The organism is Hydrogenophaga pseudoflava, assembly GCF_031020795.1.
In the GTDB taxonomy this organism is placed as follows: Bacteria; Pseudomonadota; Gammaproteobacteria; order Burkholderiales; family Burkholderiaceae_C; genus Hydrogenophaga; species Hydrogenophaga pseudoflava_A.
This window is the reverse complement of sequence record NZ_JAVHJP010000010.1, coordinates 77475-96760: the sequence shown is the minus strand read 5'-3', so window position 1 is coordinate 96760 and position 19286 is coordinate 77475. Positions and strand designations below refer to the sequence as shown.

The 19286-nt window shown below is 65.2% G+C and carries 17 protein-coding genes; 5 read left to right on the top strand and 12 right to left on the bottom strand.

The window, feature by feature from the left end; all coding sequences use genetic code 11:
• The first annotated feature begins 146 nt into the window (after window positions 1-146).
• The 4 genes from RCO38_RS23465 to fusA all read left to right on the top strand — a co-directional run bounded on the left by RCO38_RS23465 (window position 147) and on the right by fusA (window position 5559).
• Window positions 147-578 (top strand): hypothetical protein, encoded by a 432-nt coding sequence (locus RCO38_RS23465; protein WP_308330990.1) that lies wholly within the window; start codon window positions 147-149, stop codon window positions 576-578.
• A 472-nt stretch (window positions 579-1050) separates the two neighbouring features.
• A complete protein-coding gene (locus tag RCO38_RS23460) occupies window positions 1051-1374 on the top strand; it encodes a helix-turn-helix domain-containing protein (RefSeq protein WP_308330988.1) in 324 nt (107 codons plus the stop codon).
• A complete protein-coding gene (locus tag RCO38_RS23455; protein WP_308330986.1) occupies window positions 1371-2750 on the top strand; it encodes a HipA domain-containing protein in 1380 nt (459 codons plus the stop codon). The genes RCO38_RS23460 and RCO38_RS23455 overlap by 4 nt, the downstream gene beginning before the upstream one ends.
• 748 nt (window positions 2751-3498) lie before the next feature.
• Complete coding sequence (gene fusA, locus RCO38_RS23450; protein WP_308330984.1) at window positions 3499-5559, top strand: elongation factor G; 2061 nt, start codon at window positions 3499-3501, stop codon at window positions 5557-5559.
• Between the two features lie 232 nt (window positions 5560-5791).
• Here fusA and RCO38_RS23445 read toward each other — a convergent pair whose 3' ends face one another.
• From RCO38_RS23445 to iaaH, 5 genes are all read right to left on the bottom strand, one after another.
• Complete coding sequence (locus RCO38_RS23445; RefSeq protein WP_308330981.1) at window positions 5792-6487, bottom strand: ABC transporter ATP-binding protein; 696 nt, start codon at window positions 6485-6487, stop codon at window positions 5792-5794.
• Window positions 6484-8193, bottom strand: a complete 1710-nt coding sequence (locus tag RCO38_RS23440; RefSeq protein WP_308330979.1) for a branched-chain amino acid ABC transporter ATP-binding protein/permease — start codon at window positions 8191-8193, stop codon at window positions 6484-6486. Before RCO38_RS23440 ends, RCO38_RS23445 begins: the two co-directional genes overlap by 4 nt.
• 67 nt (window positions 8194-8260) lie before the next feature.
• Complete coding sequence (locus RCO38_RS23435) at window positions 8261-9115, bottom strand: branched-chain amino acid ABC transporter permease (protein WP_308330977.1); 855 nt, start codon at window positions 9113-9115, stop codon at window positions 8261-8263.
• An 8-nt stretch (window positions 9116-9123) separates the two neighbouring features.
• Window positions 9124-10272, bottom strand: a complete 1149-nt coding sequence (locus tag RCO38_RS23430; RefSeq protein WP_308330975.1) for a substrate-binding domain-containing protein — start codon at window positions 10270-10272, stop codon at window positions 9124-9126.
• Window positions 10273-10321: 49 nt separating this feature from the next.
• Window positions 10322-11725, bottom strand: a complete 1404-nt coding sequence (iaaH, locus tag RCO38_RS23425; RefSeq protein ID WP_308330973.1) for an indoleacetamide hydrolase — start codon at window positions 11723-11725, stop codon at window positions 10322-10324.
• Window positions 11726-11945: 220 nt separating this feature from the next.
• On the opposite strand from iaaH, the gene RCO38_RS23420 reads away from it, so the two are divergent.
• Window positions 11946-12689, top strand: coding sequence for a helix-turn-helix transcriptional regulator (locus RCO38_RS23420; RefSeq protein ID WP_308330971.1), 744 nt, complete (start codon window positions 11946-11948; stop codon window positions 12687-12689).
• 205 nt (window positions 12690-12894) lie between these two features.
• Here RCO38_RS23420 and RCO38_RS23415 read toward each other — a convergent pair whose 3' ends face one another.
• The 7 genes from RCO38_RS23415 to RCO38_RS23385 form a co-directional block, all read right to left on the bottom strand.
• Window positions 12895-13944 carry a phenylacetaldoxime dehydratase family protein gene (locus RCO38_RS23415; protein ID WP_308330970.1) on the bottom strand — a complete coding sequence of 350 codons (1050 nt, stop codon included), beginning with the start codon at window positions 13942-13944 and terminating at the stop codon, window positions 12895-12897.
• A 30-nt stretch (window positions 13945-13974) separates the two neighbouring features.
• Window positions 13975-14985: a carbon-nitrogen hydrolase family protein gene (locus tag RCO38_RS23410; RefSeq protein WP_308330968.1), complete on the bottom strand. Its 1011-nt coding sequence runs from the start codon at window positions 14983-14985 to the stop codon at window positions 13975-13977.
• A 20-nt stretch (window positions 14986-15005) separates the two neighbouring features.
• The gene (locus RCO38_RS23405) at window positions 15006-15896 is read right to left on the bottom strand and encodes a SphA family protein (protein ID WP_308330966.1); all 891 of its coding nucleotides are present in this window, start codon (window positions 15894-15896) and stop codon (window positions 15006-15008) included.
• Window positions 15897-15966: 70 nt separating this feature from the next.
• Window positions 15967-16947, bottom strand: a complete 981-nt coding sequence (locus RCO38_RS23400) for a branched-chain amino acid ABC transporter permease (RefSeq protein WP_308330964.1) — start codon at window positions 16945-16947, stop codon at window positions 15967-15969.
• Window positions 16948-16960: 13 nt separating this feature from the next.
• The gene (locus tag RCO38_RS23395) at window positions 16961-17833 is read right to left on the bottom strand and encodes a branched-chain amino acid ABC transporter permease (protein WP_308330962.1); all 873 of its coding nucleotides are present in this window, start codon (window positions 17831-17833) and stop codon (window positions 16961-16963) included.
• Window positions 17830-18531 carry an ABC transporter ATP-binding protein gene (locus RCO38_RS23390; RefSeq protein WP_308330960.1) on the bottom strand — a complete coding sequence of 234 codons (702 nt, stop codon included), beginning with the start codon at window positions 18529-18531 and terminating at the stop codon, window positions 17830-17832. Before RCO38_RS23390 ends, RCO38_RS23395 begins: the two co-directional genes overlap by 4 nt.
• Window positions 18518-19273: an ABC transporter ATP-binding protein gene (locus RCO38_RS23385; protein ID WP_308330958.1), complete on the bottom strand. Its 756-nt coding sequence runs from the start codon at window positions 19271-19273 to the stop codon at window positions 18518-18520. Before RCO38_RS23385 ends, RCO38_RS23390 begins: the two co-directional genes overlap by 14 nt.
• Window positions 19274-19286 lie beyond the last annotated feature (13 nt).

Genomic DNA, 19286 nt, shown 5'->3' with positions numbered 1-19286 from the left:
GTGTCATGCCCGCCATCGTGCCAATGCCGTGCCTTTAGCAACAGGGCAGTTGCCCGGGGTTTTGAAGCGCGTCCCTAGCATTTGTTTTCAGTGTTCCTGGCGCCGCGGAGCTGAGAGAGAAAAAGCCTGTGGCCGGCGATACAGGCATGAACCTCACCCTTGCACTCAGATTTCTGGTGTCGAAAGAACCCAACCTGTTCACTTCCTCGGATAGGTATGGGTATCGAATCTCCAATGCGTTTGACGAACCGATGGCCGCAAGCCTGAAGAGCGGTGCATCGGAGGCAAAGGCGTCTCAGATTCTCGAACCGGGGAATGTGAAGCGCGTAGTCGAAGAACTGCAGGGCTGCGGCCTTGTGGTGTTGTGTGGCCGCAAGGCGCAACTTCTCACCAAGGAAATCGAACGTGCTGGCATGACAGTTGTGCATGCTTGGCATACCGGCAATCGGGCCCTCATTGCCAAGTACCAAGGGGAAGACGTAGCAAGAGCTTCTACAGCACTTGCACGCCAAGAACTGCGTGCTCAAAAGTGGGCCAAAGATTTGCTGGTGGCCATCCGCGCAGTGCGTGCAGCCTGACCCTTTGTTTTTCGGCTCCCTCGTTCTGCAGCGACTTCGGAGGCATCACTGATCGTATGGCGGTCAGAAGATGAAGTCCTCTGCTCGATATTTGTGCACCTTGCTTCGATCCCAGCAGCGGCGCGGGTTCGGCCCATCCGTTCACGAGATATCCACAGGCTTCTCCAGCCCCGGTGGGGACAAGCCTCAGGTCGCTTGTTCGAATCTGGATGTCTATGCGCTGCAAGCGCTCAGATCTGAAGGCCTGCCTGCCATGACCGGGGCGGGGCACCGGACTGGAGCAGGGCGCTGCGCTGGCCAACAGGCCGGGGTCCGGTTGGGACAGGTTTACGTCGGATCGTTCAAACATGAGCGCTTATCAGGATTGGGCGCTCTGATCTGATCCCTCGCTCGTTGGCAGAAAACCAACAGCCGCCTCTTGCAGGGTGTCGTGACAGTCGAATCGAGGCAGTTCCCTCACTGAGGACCTGCCATGAAAAACCACCTCTCCCCGTCCCACGAACGTGCGCTCAAACGCCTGGGCTCCAACATCTCGCTGGCCCGGCGGCGGCGCCACTGGAGCCAGCGGGCGATGGCCGAACAGATCGGCGCATCGGTCAGTACCGTGCGGCGTCTGGAGGCGGGCGATGCGGGTGTTGCCATCCAGCACCTGCTCGGCGCCTTGGCGGCTTTCGGAATGATCGACCGGTTCAATGCCCTGCTGGACACCCCACAAGACACCATCGGCCTGCAGGTGCAAGACGCCGCATTGCCCGAGCGCATCCGGGGCCGCGCAGAAGGCGAGGCCGTCGAATGAGTGCAACCACCACGACTCCAACAGCCGGTGGTGCGATTCGGCCGGCAAGGCCAGTCCCTACGCTCGCCTACGGCCCGCGCAGCGATGTGATACTGGACATCATGATGGGTAAGTCCGAGCAGCCTCTGGGCGTGCTGCACCACGTCCAGGACGGACCCACCGAGTGTTCTGAGTTCTCCTTCGATCGGCGGTGGCTGGGCCGAAAACTGCTCTTCAGCCCATCACCCGATCTGCGCTGCCACCCCCACGGCCAGTGGAGAACCTGTCCCCAAAGTCAGGGAAGCCCCTTCTTTGCGGCCCTGGCGGACACGCAACCCGACGGGTTTGCACACGCCCTCCTTGAGCGGGCGCTGGGTGAGGCCACCCTCACCACCCATCCCCTCGCAGGTCTGGAGTCCCGGGCCTTGGTGTCCCTCTGCGCGACCCACGACCTTTGCCGACTCGGTGCACTGCGGATCCGGCCCAGGAACCGGGCACTGACAGTGTCCGGCAGGCGCTTCGACCTGCCGTTCGCCGCAGACCTGGACACCATGGCCGGGGCAACTGCGGCCTTCGAGCGCGGGGGAGCCGACGAGCGCCAGACCCGGCTCCTGCTCTCCAGTGCCACCGCCCTGGGCGGTTCCCGTCCCAAGGTCTGCTTTGTTCAGGACGCACAGAAGCGGGACGGAGGAACCCTCGCGGTGGTCCGGCTGCCCAGCGTGGCCGATCGCTATCCGGTGGCCAAAGCGGAAATGCTCCTCGGACAGCTGGCCCGGGAAGCGGGCATCCGGGTGGTGGACATGGCGCTGAAGAACCTGTGCGAGGGATCGGTGCTGATCACCCAGCGATTGGATCGGGACATGGATGGCGGTCGAAAGCCCTACCTGTCCGCCCGAAGCCTGTTGCTCGCGGAAGAGGGCGAAGAACCGGACTGGCTCGATCTGCTGGCGGTCATGAGGACATGCAGCAAAGTTTTTGGGGCAGACGCCCGCCAGCTGTGGCTGCGCTTGGTGTTCATGCGACTGATCAACGCCCGTGTGTCGCTGCGAAAGTTCGGCTTCGTGTACCGGTCCCTTGCTCGCTGGGAGCTGGCACCCGCCACCGCACTGCGACCTGCCATGGAGCCCGAATGCCAACAGGCCACGTCCCGCCTCCAGTGGCAGGGCCCGCGATGGGATTTGGATCAGCTGCTCAGGCAATCGGTGGCATTCGGGATATCTCAGAATGAGGCACGCACGCTGCTCAAGAGGATGGTCGAGGTGATCAGCCGCTGGAAGGTGAAGGCCGAGCAGTACCCGGTGCGCATGACGAACACCGACATCGCATCACTTGAAGCGGCCATGGAGAACGCGCAGCTTCGGCAGGCCCGGGAGATGGTGGGTGGCCGGCGGGCATGAGCTCCAAGCCGAAGGAGGCAGGGCCTGGCAGGTCGGGCTGGAGGGTGGGGGGCTTGCAGGGTCCGAGGGCGGAGTCCCTTTTTCGCGCGCGGGCGTGCGCGCGTACTTATTCTTTAATGGGTGTCCGGCCAAATGAACCCAGCGCTCACCAAAAATTTCTGAGCAAGAGAAGGAGCGGCCAAAACGACTGCAGGCGCGATACAGGTTCGCTGCGGACTGCGTCCACCGCCAGTAAGACAAGGCTCCCACGTAAGTGGGGGCCTTTTGTCTTTCTGGCCCCAGTGTTTTCGCGGGCTTGCGGCCGGTGGCCGATTCTCTGTGGCTTCTCTCGCTGCTGCTTTTCTGGCCTTTGCCGCAGGCCATTCTCTAACGCCGCTTTTTGTCAGTGAGGCTTTTGACAAAGCTTCAGGTCAATTCAATCAGCGCGTGCATTTGATCTGCATGCTGCCTTGTGATCTCCCCAGTCCATGACAGGTGAACATGGCCAGAAGCTACGCTCCGTCCATTCACGGTGACGGGCTCAGAGGGTTGTTGTCGAGGCATCTTGAGGGTGAGCCCATGTCTCAGCACGCTGGCAACACAGGGGAGGTCAACGCGGCAGGCATGCCGGTCAGGCATCGGAGGTCGGCGGCGCAATCCATTTGCGTTGGCGCGGTCAATCCCGTACGCTGCCCCGACGTCTACACGCCACGCCCGAGCCCATGCGGGCCGCCGGACCGGCCTTCCGGACGTGCAAAGGAGTCCAACCATGCCAAGCCGATCGAACGGCCCCACGGCCGAAATCAAAGCCGTGCGAACGTTGGCGCTCGTGGGCGCCGCAGTCGCCGGCAAGACCTCGCTGGCCGAGGCCCTGCTGTACAAGGCGGGCGCCATCGGCGCGTGCGGCAGCGTCGAGCGCGGCAGCACCGTCAGCGACCACGACCCGCTCGAGCGCCGCATGCTGCATTCGCTCAACGCCTCGGTGATGCACCTCACGCATGCCGGCACGCGCATCCACCTCATCGACACGCCCGGCGGACCCGACTTCCTCGGCCAGAGCCTGCCGGCACTGGAGGCCGTCGAGACGGTGGCGGTGGTCATCAATGCCGCCACCGGCATCGAGCCGATGGCGGTGCGCATGATGGAATACGCCGCCTCGCGCCGCCTCGCCCGCATGATCATCGTCAACAAGATCGACGCGCAGGGCGTCTCGCTGTCGGGTCTGCTGGCCGACATCCAGGCCACCTTTGGTCGCGAATGCCTGCCGCTGAACGTGCCCGACGGGGTCAACCGGCAGGTGATCGACTGCTTCTTCAACCGCTTCGGACGCTCCGACTTCGGCCCCGTCGAAGCGGCGCACCGCGCGCTGGTGGAGCAGGTGGTCGAGGTCGACGCGGCCTTCGTCGAGCGCTACCTCGAGAAAGGCGACGTCGACCCGTCGGAGCTGCACGCGCCGCTGGAGCAGGCGCTGCGCGAAGGCCACCTGATCCCGGTGTGTTTCGCCTCGTCGCGCAGCGGCGCCGGCGTGACCGAGTTGCTTGACGTGATCGTCAAACTCCTGCCCGATCCGACCGAAGCCAACCCGCCGAGCTTCATCGTTGGCGAGGGCGCAGAGGCCATGCCCATGGAGGCCAAGGCTGACCCGACGCTGCACGTGCTGGCGCATGTGTTCAAGGTCACGATCGACCCCTATGTCGGCAAGATGGGCATCTTTCGTGTGCACCAGGGCACGGTCACGCGCGACAGCCAGCTCTACATCGGCGACGGCCGCAAGCCGTTCAAGGTCGGGCACCTGTTCATGCTCCAGGGCAAGGACCACGTCGAGGTGTCGCACGCGCTGCCCGGCGACATCGTGGCGGTGGCCAAGGTCGACGAGATCCATTTCGATGCCGTGTTGCACGATGCGGCCGAAGACAGCCATGTGCACCTCGCTCCGCTGCCGCTCCCGGTGCCGGTGTACGGCCTGGCCGTGGAGCCCAAGCGGCATGGCGACGAGCAGCGCGCCTGGGAAATCCTCGGCAAGCTCGCGGCCGAGGACCCGTGCCTGCGCATCGAGCATGTGGCCGCGACCAACGAGACGGTCCTTTACGGGCTCGGCGAGCTGCACCTGCGCATCGTGCTCGAACGCCTGCGCGAGGTGTACCGCTTCGATGTCCAGACTCGGCCACCGCGCATCGCCTACCGCGAGACCGTGACCACGCCGGCCGAGGGCCACCACCGCCACAAGAAGCAGAGCGGCGGTGCCGGCCAGTTCGCCGAAGTCTTCCTGCGCATCGAGCCGCTCGCGCGCGGCGCGGGCTTCGAATTCGCCGACGAAGTCAGGGGCGGTGCGATCCCGGGCCAGTTCATCCCCGCGGTCGAGAAAGGCGTGCGCGAGGTTTTGGCGTACGGCGCGATCGCCGGCTTCCCTGTGGTCGACGTGCGCGTCGTCGTGTACGACGGCAAGCACCACAGCGTGGACAGCAAGGACATCGCCTTCGCGACCGCCGGCCGCAAGGCCTTCATGGCGGCGATTCGCGAGGCCCGGCCGGTTGTGCTCGAGCCGTTTGTCCAGATCGAGATCGCCGTGCCCGAGCATGCCGTGGGCGACGTCACGAGCGACCTGTCGTTGCGGCGCGGCCTGGTCACAGGCACATCGGGCCTGGGGGCCGGCACCGTGGCCATCGGCGCTCAGGTGCCAGAGGCCGAGCTGGCCGACTACCAGTCGCGGCTGAATGCGATGACCAGCGGCCAGGGGCGCTACACCGTCACGTTGTCGCACTACGACGCCGTTCCGCCGGCCGTCCAACAGACGTTGATGGGGCGGTACCGGGTGCGCGAAGAAGACTAGGAAAATTCGCAGCGCCGATGCTCAGCCTGCACGCGCGTTGCCGAGCAATCGACTGGGCGTACCGTGAGAAAAAATGCTCCCTCGCCCGGAACCCAACGAAGCGGCCAGCCTGTCGGCGGTAGAACGGGTCCAGCAATTCCTGCAAGTCCGTCGCGGTGGACATGAGCTCGCCCTCGAAATGTCGAGTCCCCGTCTGGGCTGCTTCCGGGTGGCTCAGGTTTTCACAGGGAATTCACACCATCAAGTATTCCTCAAGCTCATTCCTTGAAATGCCGGAAATTGATTGGTCCAGCAGAACCTGACCGTGGTCCATGACGAGTACCGAGGTCGCGACCGAGAGCAGGAACTCCAGGTTCTGTTCGACGATGACGTATGTGGCACCCCTTGCGCATCGGGAGCGCACCAGGTCGGCCATGCGCTGGATGTTTTCGGGCTGCACGCCTTCTGTCGGTTCGTCAAGAAGGGTCAGCGGTGCACTCAGGCCCATGGTCCGGGTGAAGGAGAGCAGCTTTCTTTCTCCACCGCTCAGCAGTCCCGCGCGTTGCCCCATTCTTTCGCCCAGGCGCGGGAAGTTCTCAAGGCAGCTCGCATACCGGCTTTCGTCTTTGTCATCAAGGTGCAACCACAGGTTCTCGTGCACCGTCAGTTCCCCGAACACCACGTTTTCCTGCGGCGCATAGGCCATGCCCGAACGCAGCCCGTCCTGTGGTGCCAAGGCATTGATGTTCCGGCCGTTGAGAACAACCGATCCGCTCTGTGGCTCGATGTAGCCGGCCAGCGTCTTCATCAGGGTGGTCTTTCCCACGCCGTTGCGCCCCAGAACACCGAGCACCTCGCCTTGAGTCACTGCACCGGAGACATTCCGCAGCACCATGGTGTCGCCGTAGCCACTGACGAGGTTGTCGAACTTCAGAAGTGTCGGGCTCACTTTCGGGCTCCTGCGTAGACGCTCTTCACACTGGGGTCGCTCTGGATGTCGTCGAGTGTTCCCGCTGCAAGCAGGGACCCCTGGTCGAACACGAAGACCGTTCCGCCAATGGCCTCCACGGCGCTGATGTCGTGCTCGATGACCAGGGCACCGACGCCCAGGCGCTCGATGACCTGCTTGATGGCATCGATCATCTGGTGTGTTTCTTTCGGCGATAGGCCGGCGCAGGGTTCGTCCAGCAGCACCAGCTGGGGTTCGGGCAGCATCGTCATGGAGAATTCGAGTGCCTGGCGATGCCCCTGAGACAGGCTCCCGGCCCGCTCGTTCAGTTGCTGCTTCAGAACGGGAAAGAGTGCCAGCAGATCGTCCAGCAGCGGGGTGTGCCACGACAGGGCCGACCGCCCCAGAGCGTCCATGCCTTTGAGCCGTCCCGCCCACAGGGCAATGTCCAGGTTCTCCGAAACCGTCAGGTCTGGGAACACCGATGGCACCTGCATCTTTCGTCCGACACCATGGCGAGCGACCTGCCAGGCCGGCAACCGGGACACATCCTTGCCGTTCAGGAGAATCTTCCCCGACCGCAATGGAAGCCGACCCGTCAGCACATTGAAGGAAGAGGTCTTGCCTGCGCCGTTGGGGCCGATGATGCAACGCACACCTGAGCCTTTCAGAGCAAAGGACAGGCGGTCGAGAATCCGGACGCCGCCTTGTGATGAGCTGACGTTCTGGAACTCCAGTGTGAGGTTGCCTGCCGGGACGGACTGAGGTGCGAGCATCTTCCCGACGGGCTCTGCGCCGGAGTCCTTGTGAGCGTGCCTGCCTTGCACAAGACCGAGCAGCCCCGCGGGGAGGAACCGGACGACCACCAGGAAAAGAAGTGCCACCAGCACTTCCCAGTACGAAAAGGCGTCTCGAAGTTCCGACGATGCATATCCCACCAGCACCGCGCCGAGCAGCGCTCCCAGCGGGCTTCCCTTGCCACCGACGGCGGCCCAGATGATGAACTCGGTGGCCAGTACGACACCCATGGACAGTGGCGTGACGATGCCCTGGTGCATGGCGAACAATGCACCCGCCGCTGCGGCCAGCAAGGCGGACAAGGCGTAGGCGTTGGCCTTGATCCGGTCGGTGGCATATCCGAAGAGCTGCAGCCTGTCTTCGTTCTGTGCGATCGCCGACCACAGGGTGCCGATGGGCCGACGGATCAGCACACCCAACACCAGGGTTGAGCACACTGCGCAGACGGCGACGACCCAGTAGAGATCCGCGTACCGGTCCATGCCCGGTGGCTCCGGAATGTCGGACATGCCGTTGAAGCCTCCGGTGACGGCGCTCCACTGCTGAACCACGAGGAAGCCCAGCATCGTCATCGCCAGCGTGATGAGCGAAAAGAACGGTCCGCTGCGGGAGCTGCGGGCAAAGACCAGGCGAGCGGTCAGGTAGGCCAGGGCGGCCGGAAGCATGAGCGCGAGCGGAAGCGTCGCGTACCAGAGCGCATTGGACGAGGCGGCCTTGAGACTGCCGCCTGCCAGGTAGGCCCCGAGGCCGAAAAAGAGCGCGTTGCCCAGGGGCAGGAAGCCCAGACGACCCCAGCACAGCGCAACACCCTGGGTGGCGATGCCGTAGATGAGGAACAAGCCGATCTGGTAGCTGGTGAACTCGTCGGTCAGGAAGGGCAGGGCACACAGACCGATGCCCAGTGCCATGGGGCCGGAGGGGAGATGGCGGGAGCGTTTCATCTGGCGGGTGGACTGTCTGGCCGTCCCGTTGAGGTCAATTGCGTCCGAAGAGTCCATTGGGTTTCAACCAGAGGAAGAGGATGGACAGGATGAGCACCACGGCATAGCCGCTGGTCTGGTCAATGAGCGCACTCAGCACCGACTGCGTTCCGCCAATGATGGAGACACCGCCGCCGAATCCGCTGAGCGTGCCGAGGCCGCCGACCACCAGGACAAAGAACGAGTCCAGCAGATAGTCGACACCGATACCCGGCTCGATGCGCACCAGAGGCGCCAGCAGCACGCCCGAGGCCCCGGCCAGCATCATGCCGACGACAAAGGTCTGGGATGCGAGCCGTGTGGTGTTGATGCCCAGCGCCTGGGCCAGGGCCGGGTTGCCCGTCATGGCGCGAACGCGCAGCCCCATCGAACTGCGCCGGTACCAGAGCGCCAGCGCCAGCATGAGGGCCGCCGTCAGCGCGAGCAGAAACAGGCGGTACACCGGGTACTGGATGCCGATGACCTCGATGGGCGTCGTCAGGGTGCTCTCGATGTTCCGGTGGTCGCGGCCGTAGACCGCTTCCACGAGCTTGCGCATGAGAATGGCCAGCGCCCAGGTGGCCAGCAGGGTGTCAAACGGTCGCGCGTACAGGGGACGGATCAGCCAGCGCTCCACCACCCAGCCCACGCCACCACAGACCAGCAGCGCCAGGGGCATGGCGGTGATCAGTGGCCAGCCCCAGGACTGCACCGTGACCACCGCGTACGCTCCCAGCATGACGAACTCGCCGTGGGCCATGTTCATGACCCCGAGCAATCCGAACACCACCGCCAGGCCCAGCGTCGTCAGGCCCAGGGTTGCCAGTTCGTACAACAGGTTGAGGAGATGGAGCAGCCAGCTGGAATCCATGGCGTCGCTCACACCTTGCAGGTTTGACCCGAGCCCACGCCCGGGAAGGTCTTGACCACACGGAACCCCTTGTCGTCCACCGTCGCCACATAGATGTTCTGCGTCACGTGGCGTGCGCCCATGACCACGTCGCCCCGTGGGCCGCTGTAGCTGGCGCCGTTGCTGGCCTTGTCCATCTTCTCGACGTCCAGGGATTTCGCGCGGGTGGCGATGGCTTCGAGCATCATGGCGCCCTCATAGACCGACTCGCCCAAGGTGCTCAGTGTGGGCGCCTGGGGGCCGAACTTCTTGAAGTACGCATCGGAGAATGCCTTCGCGGCAGGCGTCTGGATGTTCGCAAAGTAACCCGCGCTGGAGTACAGATTCCGGGCGTTGGCGATGCCGATGCCGGCCAGGGTGTTTTCTTCCAGCAAGGAACCCAGCCGGATCACCTTGTCCGACAGACCCATGCTCGCGAACGCCTTGTTGAAGGTGACGGAGGCGCCGCCCACCAGGGACACCAGAACGGCATCGGCACCGCTGTCACGGATGCGTGCCAGGCTGGCATCGAAGTTGTCGACGGTGAAGGGGAGGTACTCCTCGCCAACGACCTTGGCACCGGTCTTGGTGATGAATACGCGCGCAGCGGCGTTGGTGTTGCGACCCCAGATGTAGTCGTTGCCGATCATGTACCACTTGGTCGGCTTGCGCTCCGAGGCGATCCATGGGATGACGGGTTCGAGCTGCTGCTGAGGGGTTTCCCCGCTGAGGTAGGTTCCCCTCGCGCATTCGCCACCTTCATACACTGGGGCGTAAAAGTACGGCACCTGGCCCTTGAAGAGTCCCACCAGCGCGCCACGGACGGCGCTGTCGTGCATGCCGATGACCGCCTGGGCTTTCTGTCCCTTCCAGAGCTTCAGCGCCGCCTGGGTGACCTCGGCCGGGGGCAGACCTGCATCACCGAACAGGGGATTGATCTTCTGGCCCAGGATGCCGCCTCGGGCGTTGATGATGTCGAACGCGAGTTCGGCGCAGGCCTTTGAAGAAGGACCGAACAGTCCCCCGGGCCCGCTCATGGGAATCATGACCGCCACGTTCAATGCGGATTGGGCCCGCACGAGGCTGGGGCCCGCCAGGGATGCGATGGCTGCGCTGGCGACGAAAGTACGGCGTTGCATGTGAAAGCTCCTATTGAGAAGTGCGATTCGGTTGTTGTGGGAAGGACGCTCAGCGCATCCAGGGGGCGGAATTCATGGGAAACAGCGGCTCCATCGCCTGTCCGAGGGAGAGGATCAAGCGGTCGCTGCCGGGCAGTCCGTCGAGAGCCAGTCCGACGGGAAGCCCCCCGCTCAGACCGGCGGGCAAGGTCAGGCCGGGCAGGCCTGCATTGCTGCCGGGGTCCGTGTTGCGGATGAACGTGGGGAACAGCGGCTCGGGCTTGCCATTGAGAACAACGCTCATCTTCTCGCTGGTCTTCGCCGCCGGGACGGGAACGGTTGGAAAAACGAGGGCGTGAACGCCAGAGTGCAGGAAAGCGTCGGCGTACACCTCCTGCAGCTGTCTTCTGGAGCCAAGGGCCTGTTCGTACACCGCCTCTGGAATGGTTCCTCCCGAAAGCAGCGGGGACACGATCTCCTTGACGTCGGGGCTTTTGACACCCGCCACAAGCTCCTCAAAGGAGATGCCGCGCTTCGCGTAGGCCAGGTAGTCCTGCATGTCTCGAACGAACTCGTGGAGTGCGATGGGGAAGCCGGCGGCCGCATTGAGTTCTGCCACCGACGGCAGGGCCACCGGCACCAGTTGCGCGCCGGCCGCCCGAAGCCTGTCGAGGGCCGCTTCCGTCACCGAACGAACGCCGGGATCCAGGTCGTCCCAGAAATGATTCGCCGGGACCCCCAGTCGCGCACCCGCCAGAGACACCGTGAGAAGCGGCGCCTGGCTTGTGGTCAGCACCGCGTCCAGCAGTGCACAGTCGGCAACGCTGCGGGCGATGGGGCCTGCGGTGTCTCTGGTGGTGGATATGGGCGCGATGCCCCGGCCGGAGACACGTCCCGCGGTGGGTCTGAAGCCCACCAGGCCACAAAGGGATGCGGGAACGCGGACCGAGCCACCTGTGTCGGTGCCAATCGAGGCCGGCACCATGCCCGCCGCGACCACCACACCACTGCCACCACTGCTGCCACCGGGAATGCGATCTGTGTCCCAGGGGTTGAGGGCCTCTCCGGTCGCATGGTTGTCCGTGGTGATGCCGAACGCCAATTCGTGCATGTTGGCCTTCCCTGCGATCAGGGCGCCAGCGGCTCTCAGGCGCGTGACCACATCGGCGTCCATGACGGGCAACGATCCCAGCAAGCTGCCCGTTCCTGCAGAGCACGGGTAGTCGGTTGAGTCGATGTTGTCTTTCAGGGCGATCGGCACCCCCAGCAGGGGCAGATCTGTTCCGGCCGCGATGCGCTGGTCTGCTTCCGTGGCTTCCTTGAGCAGCGTTTCCTCATCAAAGGCCACGTAGCCACGCATGGCTGTTCGCTCATTGGTGCGCTCGATCAGGGCCTTGGCCAGCGCAACGCTGGTGAGCGTGCCAGCGCGAAGCTGGGCTCGTATGTCGCAGATTCCTAACTGGGTGGGGTTCATGTGCGTTCCGATGTCGACTGGTCTGGAGAAATCGTAGGCAGCACACAGACAGAAGGCACCTCGCAGGATTGATAGGGTGTGAATGCACGTTGGATAGGGAACTTACCGATGCGGGCGCCAAGCGCGCCGCCCTAGGATGGTGCGGCGATCCCAGCATGGTTATTGCTAGCCGACGGTCATGTATCTCTCAAGTTCTCAGACACGCGCCCTCGGTGAGGTCATGCGCCTGCTTGCTCAGTCCCAGGACGCCGACAGTCTGCGCGCCGACCTCGCGCTTCCGATGCTCGACCTCCTCAAGGCCGACACCTATGTTTCGTTCACCTGGAACAACGAAAGCCGCCGGTTCGAGCGGGTGAAAGCCCTGAACCAGTCCGTCGAAAACCTCCGTGCCTGGGACGAGTACTACCGGCACATCGATCCGCTGACGTTCCCGATGATGGAAAGGCGTCATCCCACCTTGGCCACGCAGATCCTTTGTCAGTCGGATCTGGCGCGCACCGAGTTCTTCAACGACTTCCTGGCCAAGGATCGCATGCACTGGGGCGTCAATGTCTATGTGTTCGCCGAAGGGTTGTGCACCGCAGACATGCGCATCTGGCGCCAGCGAAGCCGGGGCAACTTCGACGCCAGCGAACTGGAGGCGTTGCGCTTGGTGGAGCCGGCGTTTGCCTCGGCGATGGAGCGGTTGAGCTGGACCCAGAAGCCGGTGGCCCAGCCCGTCCGGCAGGAGCACCTGGTGGACCTTCTGCGGCGCAAGACATCTCTGAGCATGAGAGAGGCCCAGGTGGCATCACTGGTCTTGATGGGGTGTCCCGACAAACAGATCGCGAAGGAAATGGGCGTGGGGTTTCCTACCGTCCGTTTCCACATGTCCAATGCGTTCAAGAAGCTGCACGTCGAGAACCGCACGCAGCTGGCAGCCCGTATCCAGGGACTGTGCGTGGACACCGCAGAGGTGCATTGAACGGGGTGTTCGTTTGCTTGGGCGGCCATGCCGATTGAAGTGGCCCTTCGCGCCTGCCAATGGGTCTGCAGCGCCTACTGCGTGAACATCTCGATCACCAGGGCGCGTGCCCAGCAAATGAAACTCCTCGCGCGGTTCGTACTCCTCAGCGAACTGGAGCGCACGAAGATGTTGCTTGGTGAGTCCGACGTCGCCGCGTTGCGTGTCAGTCGATCGACAGCAGCCCCGTGCCAGGGTGGCAGTTGAGGTACTCGAATTGCGCATCACCGGCCTGCAGCACGCTCACCTCGTGGTACAGGCGCAGGCTGGGCGGCGCTGCGATGGCCTGGAGCATGCCCATGAAGGCCCCGAAGATCTTCAGGTGTGTGGGGTGCTTCTCGGCCCAGACCTCCATGTGCGCCAGGCTCTGCCACCAGCTCAGTCCGTAGCTGCGGTCGGTGGGCGCCAAGTTGTCGTCGAGCACGCGCAGGTAGCGGTTGCTCAGACAGCCGACCCCCAGGCCGTCTGACGAGGCGAGGAACGCCATGCCCACGCGCAGCACGGGCTCCACCTCGCCCAGGTAGCGCTCGCGCTCCGCGCCGACGGTGTGTTCCCAGTTCTGGCCGCTGCGGATCAGCGCGATGTTGTGATGGCCTTCGATGACCACCCGTTCGCCAGGTCGGGGTGGAAAGGGGCGAGCTGGATGGGCACCAGCCAGTGCATCCGTCTGCGATGCCGGCAGACGGTCGCGCATGCCGCCCCAGTAGGCGTGCTCCAGAATCTCCCCGCTCACCGCCTCGGCCAGGCGCGCCACCGCCTCCTGCCCGTCGGGCGATGACATCAGGGTTTCGAAGCGGTCCACCCCGGGGCAGGCCACCTCACGAAACCATCCCGTGTTGCCGCTCAGGCGCTCATCGCTTTGCCAGAAGGCCTGCACCGCCGGGTGCCGTTGCCAGCGCTGGTGGCTCGCCCGGTCGGACCAGTAGGCCGTCCACACCAGCGTGTCCCAACCCTCGGGGTCGCGGAACTGTGCCAGGTCGGAGAAGCGGGGCGCGTCGGCGCCCTGCACGGCGTTGCGCAGGGTCTGCAGCCCGGCCACCGCCGACGCGCGGTCGGCCGGGTCGCGGTACTGCACGCCGTGGTACGCCATGACGGCGTGCGTCTGGTCCGTTGCATAGCGGGCGGTGTACGCGGGTACGGGTGGCGTGTAGCCGGCCGGCATGCGTGGGGATTGGCTGCGCGGGCAGCGCAGGTGCGGCGCGATGGCGGATTCCATGAGGGCTCCTGTGGGAGGGACGGATCGCCCTCAGTTCGCGGTCAGGTTGTCTTGAGGATCGACCGCGTCGACGGGCAAGGAGAAGTGCTCCACGGGCGAGCCCTTCTTGCGGTTGAGCAGCAGGCGGTGCACGTCGGGGCGGGCATAGTGACCCACCGGGTCCATGGCGTTCTTGGCCACGCCGATCATGCCGAGGTCGATTTCCGCGATCAGCAGGCCTTCGGCGTCTTCCGGCAGCTTCTCCGTCAGGGGCGAGCCATCGGGGCCGTAGATCACCGCGTGCCCACCACCCACGTGGGTCAGGGCATGTTTGTCGGGGGTGTCGCACAGCTCCTCCACCATCGCCTTGGAAATGATGGCGCAGGGCGCCAGCACGAAGCAGCCGCCCTCCACGGCGTACACCTTGCTGACGGCGTTGTTGACCTCCCAGCCCAGGGCGTGGGCAAAGGGTTCGTAGGTCGAGAAGCTCGGCCAGGCCGCGATGTGCACCTGTTCGTGCTGCGAGAACATGGCGTACTTGTTCAGCGACAGGATGTTCTCCCAGCAGGCCAGTTCGCCCACGCGGCCCAGTGGCGTGTCATGCACTTTCAGGTCGCTGCCGTCGCCGTCGCCGAAGACGGTGCGCTCGGAGTGCGTGGGGCGCAGCTTGCGCCGCTGCGAAATCGTTTCTCCGTCGGGCCCGATCAGCCACTGCGCGATGTAGAGGCTGCCGCCGGAACGCTCCGACAGACCCAGCGATGCCGTGATGCCTGCGGCCTTGACGGCCTGGCGCAGCTTCTCGGCCTGCGGGCTGTCGTAGGACAGCGAGTTGTCGAAGTACCGCTGCACAAAGCCCCGGCCGATGGCCCAGGCGGGCGCGCCCATCCAGATGTGCCACGGGTAGCCGGGAATGAAGGTCTCGGGAAAGGCGATCAGCTTGCAGCCTTTTTCGGCGGCCTCGTTGATGAGCTGGATGCATTTGTCGACGGTGCCGTCAAGGTCCAGCCAGACGGGGGCGGCCTGGACAACAGCGACTTTGTACTTGGGGTGGGAAATGCCCATGATGTGCTCCTGTTGGCGGGTTAGAAAGGAATGGATGTCTTGAGCCAGAACGCCGTGCCCTGGGTGGAATTGCGCACAGCCATGTCGCGCTGCAGCTTGGCGGTGAAGAACCAGCCTTTGCCGTCGTCGTACTTCAGGGACGGACCCAGTGCGAAGGCGCGTGTCTTGCTGTTGGCCACATCGGCGCCGCCGGACTTGTCGTTGGTGAGTTGCTGCCAGGCGTGTCCGCCAACGCCGACCGTCCAGCCGTTGCCCACCCCCCAGCCGATGGAGTAGTCGGCGAACAACTCGTTGCCGCTGCGGTAGTCGGTGTCCTTGTTGCGGCGGTTCAGGTTGAGGGTGAGCTTGAGGTCGGCGTTCAGGCCATTCGGGTCGATGTGGCTGACGCCAAACAGCGGCTGCACCGAGAGGTAGTTGCGACCGATGTTGGCCAGGTTGTTCTTGTCGTAGTCACCGGTGGGCAAGGAAAAGTCCAGGCCGACGACGGTGTGCAGCTGGGGTGAATGGTGAAAAGCGACGCCTGTTCCCAACGTGATGTCGCCCACGCCACTTTTGCTCTGGCTGTTGCCGGCGGCACTGACCTTCAGGTTGACCAGCGGCACGATGGAGTGAAACACCAGATGGCCGCCCATGACTTCGGTCGTGGTGGACCACACGCCCCGCAGCACGGCCGCTGTGGCACGCACCTTGAAGCCAGGGATGCCCGCGTTGTCGCCTTGTCCGGTGATGAACTTGTCGGCGGCGTAGTGGTTGCCATAGCCCAGCAGGTACACGCCTGGTGGCGGAACGGCACCCACCAGGAAGTTCTCCACCCCTCGGGGGTAGGTGGAGCCACCGCCTTCGGTGGCGTGTGCAAGGCATGCGGCGGTGGCCAGCAGGGCAAACGTGGCGGAACGGGTCATCGGTTTCATGCGGAAAATGCTCCAGTGGGGTTGAAGGACAAGACCGGTGGTGTGGTCTGGGGTACGGGAAACAACACGGTCAAGGCATCCAGCGACGCGTGCGCAGCGGGTCGAGGGAGGGCCAGCGGCGCAGCACCAGCCCCCAGGTGCCTTGGGGAGACAGGACCATCGTGGCGATGGCAATGAGACCGAGCGCCACGAAGTACCAGACGCCGTAATCGGCGCTGAGCTCGCGCAACAGGAAATAGATGGCCGTGCCGATGACGGGGCCCTCGATGCGGCCGATGCCGCCGAGCACGGAAATGAAGATCGCCATGGCGGTCCAGCCCAGGCCAAAGCTCGCGTCCGGGCTCACCTGCAGCGTGTTCATGTAGGCCACGGCGCCGGCCACGCCGGTGAGGGCGGCGCACATCAGCCACAGCGCCAGCTTGGTGCGCCGCACCGGCACGCCGCTGGCGCGCGCCGCGTCCTCGCTGTCGCGGATGCTGGCCAGCGCCAGGCCGAGCGAGCTCTTGAGCAGGCCCCTGGCCCAGAACAGGGCCAGCGCCGCCACCGCCAGCGCAGCCCAGTAGGTGCCCAGGTTGCGCTCGGCGCGGGTGAAGTCGCCCAGGTTGCTCAGCGGCATGCCGCCGCCCGCGCCCAGCGTGTCGGCGTTGAGCACCAGGATGCGCATCAGCTCGGCCAGCACCCAGGTGCCCACCGCGAAATGGGCGCCGCTGAGGCGGAACATGGGCAGGGCCACGACCGCCGCGAACAGGGCGGTCACGGCCATGGCCAGTGGCAGCGTGACCCAGGGGTTCCAGCCCAGGGTGTTGGAGAGGAAGAACAGGGCATAGGCGCCCACGCCCACGAACACATGCAGGCCCACCACCACCATGCCGCCGAAGCCAGCGAGCAGGTTCCAGGCCATGGCGATGGCGAACACGGTGAACACCTCCACCAGCAGGCGCTGGGTGCCAAAACCGGTGAACCAGGGCAGGGCGGCCAGCAGGGCCAGGCCGGCCAGGGTCATGGCCAGGCCGCGCCAGGAAGACAGCAGAGAGTGAATGGCTGCGCGCATGGGGACTTCCTTGTCAGTGCTTGCGGGTCATCGGGCTGAACAGACCCTGCGGGCGCACGAGCAGGACCACGAAGAAGGTGAGGTGGCCGAAGAAAGCACCCAGGCCGGGGTTGATCTGGGACCCGAGCACCTGGGCCAGACCGATCAGCAGGCCACCGAAGAAGCTGCCCCACAGGCTGCCCAGACCGCCCAGCACCACCGCCTCGAAGGCGAACAGCAACCGCTCCGGGCCGGCCATGGGGGCGAACGGGGTGCGCATGCCGTAGAGCACCGCGGCCAGTCCGGTGACCACCATCACGAAGCCCGCCATCAGGGCGAAGAAGCGCTGGTCGTTCACGCCCACCAGCCGCGCGGTGGGTGCGTCGTCCGACACGGCGCGCGCCTGGCGGCCCCAGTGGGAGTGGGCCACCAGCAGGTGGGTGCCGGCGTACATCAGCACGCTGATGGCGGCGATCAGCAACGGGAATACCCCCACCGACACGCCGCCCAGGTTCAGGCCCTGCAGGGTCAGTTCACCGGAGGGCAGGCTGCGCGTGTCGGCGCTGAACACCTCCTGCAGCAGGTTCTGGATCACCACCGACAGACCGAAGGTCACCAGCAGCGGAGACAGTTCGTGCGCCCCCACCACGCGGTTGAGCAGCGTGGTCTGCAGCAGCCAGCCGATGCAGAACATGGCGGGCAGCACCAGTGCCAGGCTGGCCAGGGCGGACCAGCCGGTGGTGGACATCACCACCATGGACAGGTAGGCGCCGAGCACGATCAGATCGCCGTGGGCCAGGTTGATCATCTTCATCACGCCCAGGCTCAGGCTCAGGCCCAGCGCAAACATCGCGTAAAGCGAGCCCAGCAGGAGACCGTTGAGCAGGACTTCAATCAGGGTGTTCATGCCGTCTCGACTCCGAAATACGCAGCGGCCACGTCGTGGTGGTTGGCGTGCAGGGACTCACCTTCCAGCACCACGCGTCCCTTCTGCAGGCAGACGTAGCGGTCGGAATCGTTGAGGGCTCGGCGGACGTTCTGTTCCACCAGCACCAGCGCCATGCCTGATTGGCTGGCCTGGCGCAGCAGCCGGTAGACCTCCTCGACCGCCAGCGGGGACAGGCCCAGCGACACCTCGTCGCACAGCAGGTAGCGGGGGTTGCACAGCAAGGCGCGGGCAATAGCCACCAGCTGCTGCTGTCCGCCGGACATGGCGGTGGCCGGCCGCCCCAGCAGGTCGCGCAGCACCGGCATCTCGTCCAGCACACGTTCGGTGGTCCAGTCGCCGGGCCGTCCATTGCGCTGCGCCAGCGCCAGGTGTTCACGCACCGTGAGGCTGGGGAACAGCCGCCGCCCTTCGGGCACCAGGGCGATGCCCTGGCGCAGGCGGTCCAGCTCGTGTCCCGCGCTGATGCACTCGCCGTCGAGGCGGATGCTGTCCGGGCGGGCACGAAGCGCCCCGGCCAGGGTGCGCAGCAGCGTGGTCTTGCCGGCGCCGTTGGAGCCGATGAGCGCCAGCGTCTGGCCCGGCTCTACCCACAGGCTCACACCAAACAGCGCCTGGAACAGGCCGTAGTGCGCATCGAGTTGTTCAACCTGCAGCATGTTCCACCTCCGCTTCCATGTCCAGTTCGGATCCCAGGTAGGTTTCGCGCACCAGCCGGCTGGCAATCACCTCGGCGGGCGGGCCATCTGCCAGCAGCGAGCCGTCGGTCAGTACCACCAGGCGGCGGGCCACCTTCACCAGCGCGTGGACCAGGTGCTCGATCCACAGCACGGTCACGCCCTGGGCGTGGATCTCGCTGACCAGTTCGAGCAGTTGGTGCACCTCGGCGTCGGTCAGGCCGCCGCCCACTTCGTCGAGCAGCAGCAGCCGGGGCGAAGTGGCGAGGGCCCGAGCGACTTCCAGCCGCTTGCGCTGCAGCAGCGTCAGGCTGGCGGCCGGCTGGTTGCCCTGGGCCGCGAGTCCGCAGCGGCGCAGGGCGTCACAGGCCGCGTCAGCTGCTGGTTCCTGGTCCAGGCCGGCGCCGTAGGTCGCCGCCACCAGCGTGTTCTCATACACGCTCAGCCCGGCAAAGGGCTGCGGAATTTGGAAGGTGCGGCCGATGCCGGCGCGGCAGCGCTGGTCGGCGCTCAGTGCGGTGATGTCCTGCCCCTGCAGATGGATGGTTCCGCTGTCGCAGCGCAGGTTGCCGGCGATGAGGCCGAACGCGGTCGTCTTGCCAGCGCCGTTGGGACCGATGACACCGACGAACTCGCCATCAGCGACCGTCAGGTCCAGGCCACGGATCACGGGTGTCCGGCCATAGGCCTTGTGTACACCGCTGAGTGTGAGAAGGGGTGTCATGTGGCCTCCGAAA

What these genes read in the sequence shown, in the direction of transcription:
- RCO38_RS23430 (WP_308330975.1), bottom strand. Translation starts at nt 10,272, where the DNA reads ATGCAACGCCGTACTTTCGTCGCCAGCGCAGCCATCGCATCCCTGGCG.
- RCO38_RS23405 (WP_308330966.1), bottom strand. Translation starts at nt 15,896, where the DNA reads ATGAAACCGATGACCCGTTCCGCCACGTTTGCCCTGCTGGCCACCGCC.
- RCO38_RS23440 (WP_308330979.1), bottom strand. Translation starts at nt 8,193, where the DNA reads ATGGCACTGGGCATCGGTCTGTGTGCCCTGCCCTTCCTGACCGACGAG.
- RCO38_RS23400 (WP_308330964.1), bottom strand. Translation starts at nt 16,947, where the DNA reads ATGCGCGCAGCCATTCACTCTCTGCTGTCTTCCTGGCGCGGCCTGGCC.
- RCO38_RS23455 (WP_308330986.1), top strand. Translation starts at nt 1,371, where the DNA reads ATGAGTGCAACCACCACGACTCCAACAGCCGGTGGTGCGATTCGGCCG.
- fusA (WP_308330984.1), top strand. Translation starts at nt 3,499, where the DNA reads ATGCCAAGCCGATCGAACGGCCCCACGGCCGAAATCAAAGCCGTGCGA.
- RCO38_RS23435 (WP_308330977.1), bottom strand. Translation starts at nt 9,115, where the DNA reads ATGGATTCCAGCTGGCTGCTCCATCTCCTCAACCTGTTGTACGAACTG.
- iaaH (WP_308330973.1), bottom strand. Translation starts at nt 11,725, where the DNA reads ATGAACCCCACCCAGTTAGGAATCTGCGACATACGAGCCCAGCTTCGC.
- RCO38_RS23385 (WP_308330958.1), bottom strand. Translation starts at nt 19,273, where the DNA reads ATGACACCCCTTCTCACACTCAGCGGTGTACACAAGGCCTATGGCCGG.
- RCO38_RS23395 (WP_308330962.1), bottom strand. Translation starts at nt 17,833, where the DNA reads ATGAACACCCTGATTGAAGTCCTGCTCAACGGTCTCCTGCTGGGCTCG.
- RCO38_RS23420 (WP_308330971.1), top strand. Translation starts at nt 11,946, where the DNA reads ATGCGCCTGCTTGCTCAGTCCCAGGACGCCGACAGTCTGCGCGCCGAC.
- RCO38_RS23390 (WP_308330960.1), bottom strand. Translation starts at nt 18,531, where the DNA reads ATGCTGCAGGTTGAACAACTCGATGCGCACTACGGCCTGTTCCAGGCG.
- RCO38_RS23410 (WP_308330968.1), bottom strand. Translation starts at nt 14,985, where the DNA reads ATGGGCATTTCCCACCCCAAGTACAAAGTCGCTGTTGTCCAGGCCGCC.
- RCO38_RS23465 (WP_308330990.1), top strand. Translation starts at nt 147, where the DNA reads ATGAACCTCACCCTTGCACTCAGATTTCTGGTGTCGAAAGAACCCAAC.
- RCO38_RS23415 (WP_308330970.1), bottom strand. Translation starts at nt 13,944, where the DNA reads ATGGAATCCGCCATCGCGCCGCACCTGCGCTGCCCGCGCAGCCAATCC.
- RCO38_RS23460 (WP_308330988.1), top strand. Translation starts at nt 1,051, where the DNA reads ATGAAAAACCACCTCTCCCCGTCCCACGAACGTGCGCTCAAACGCCTG.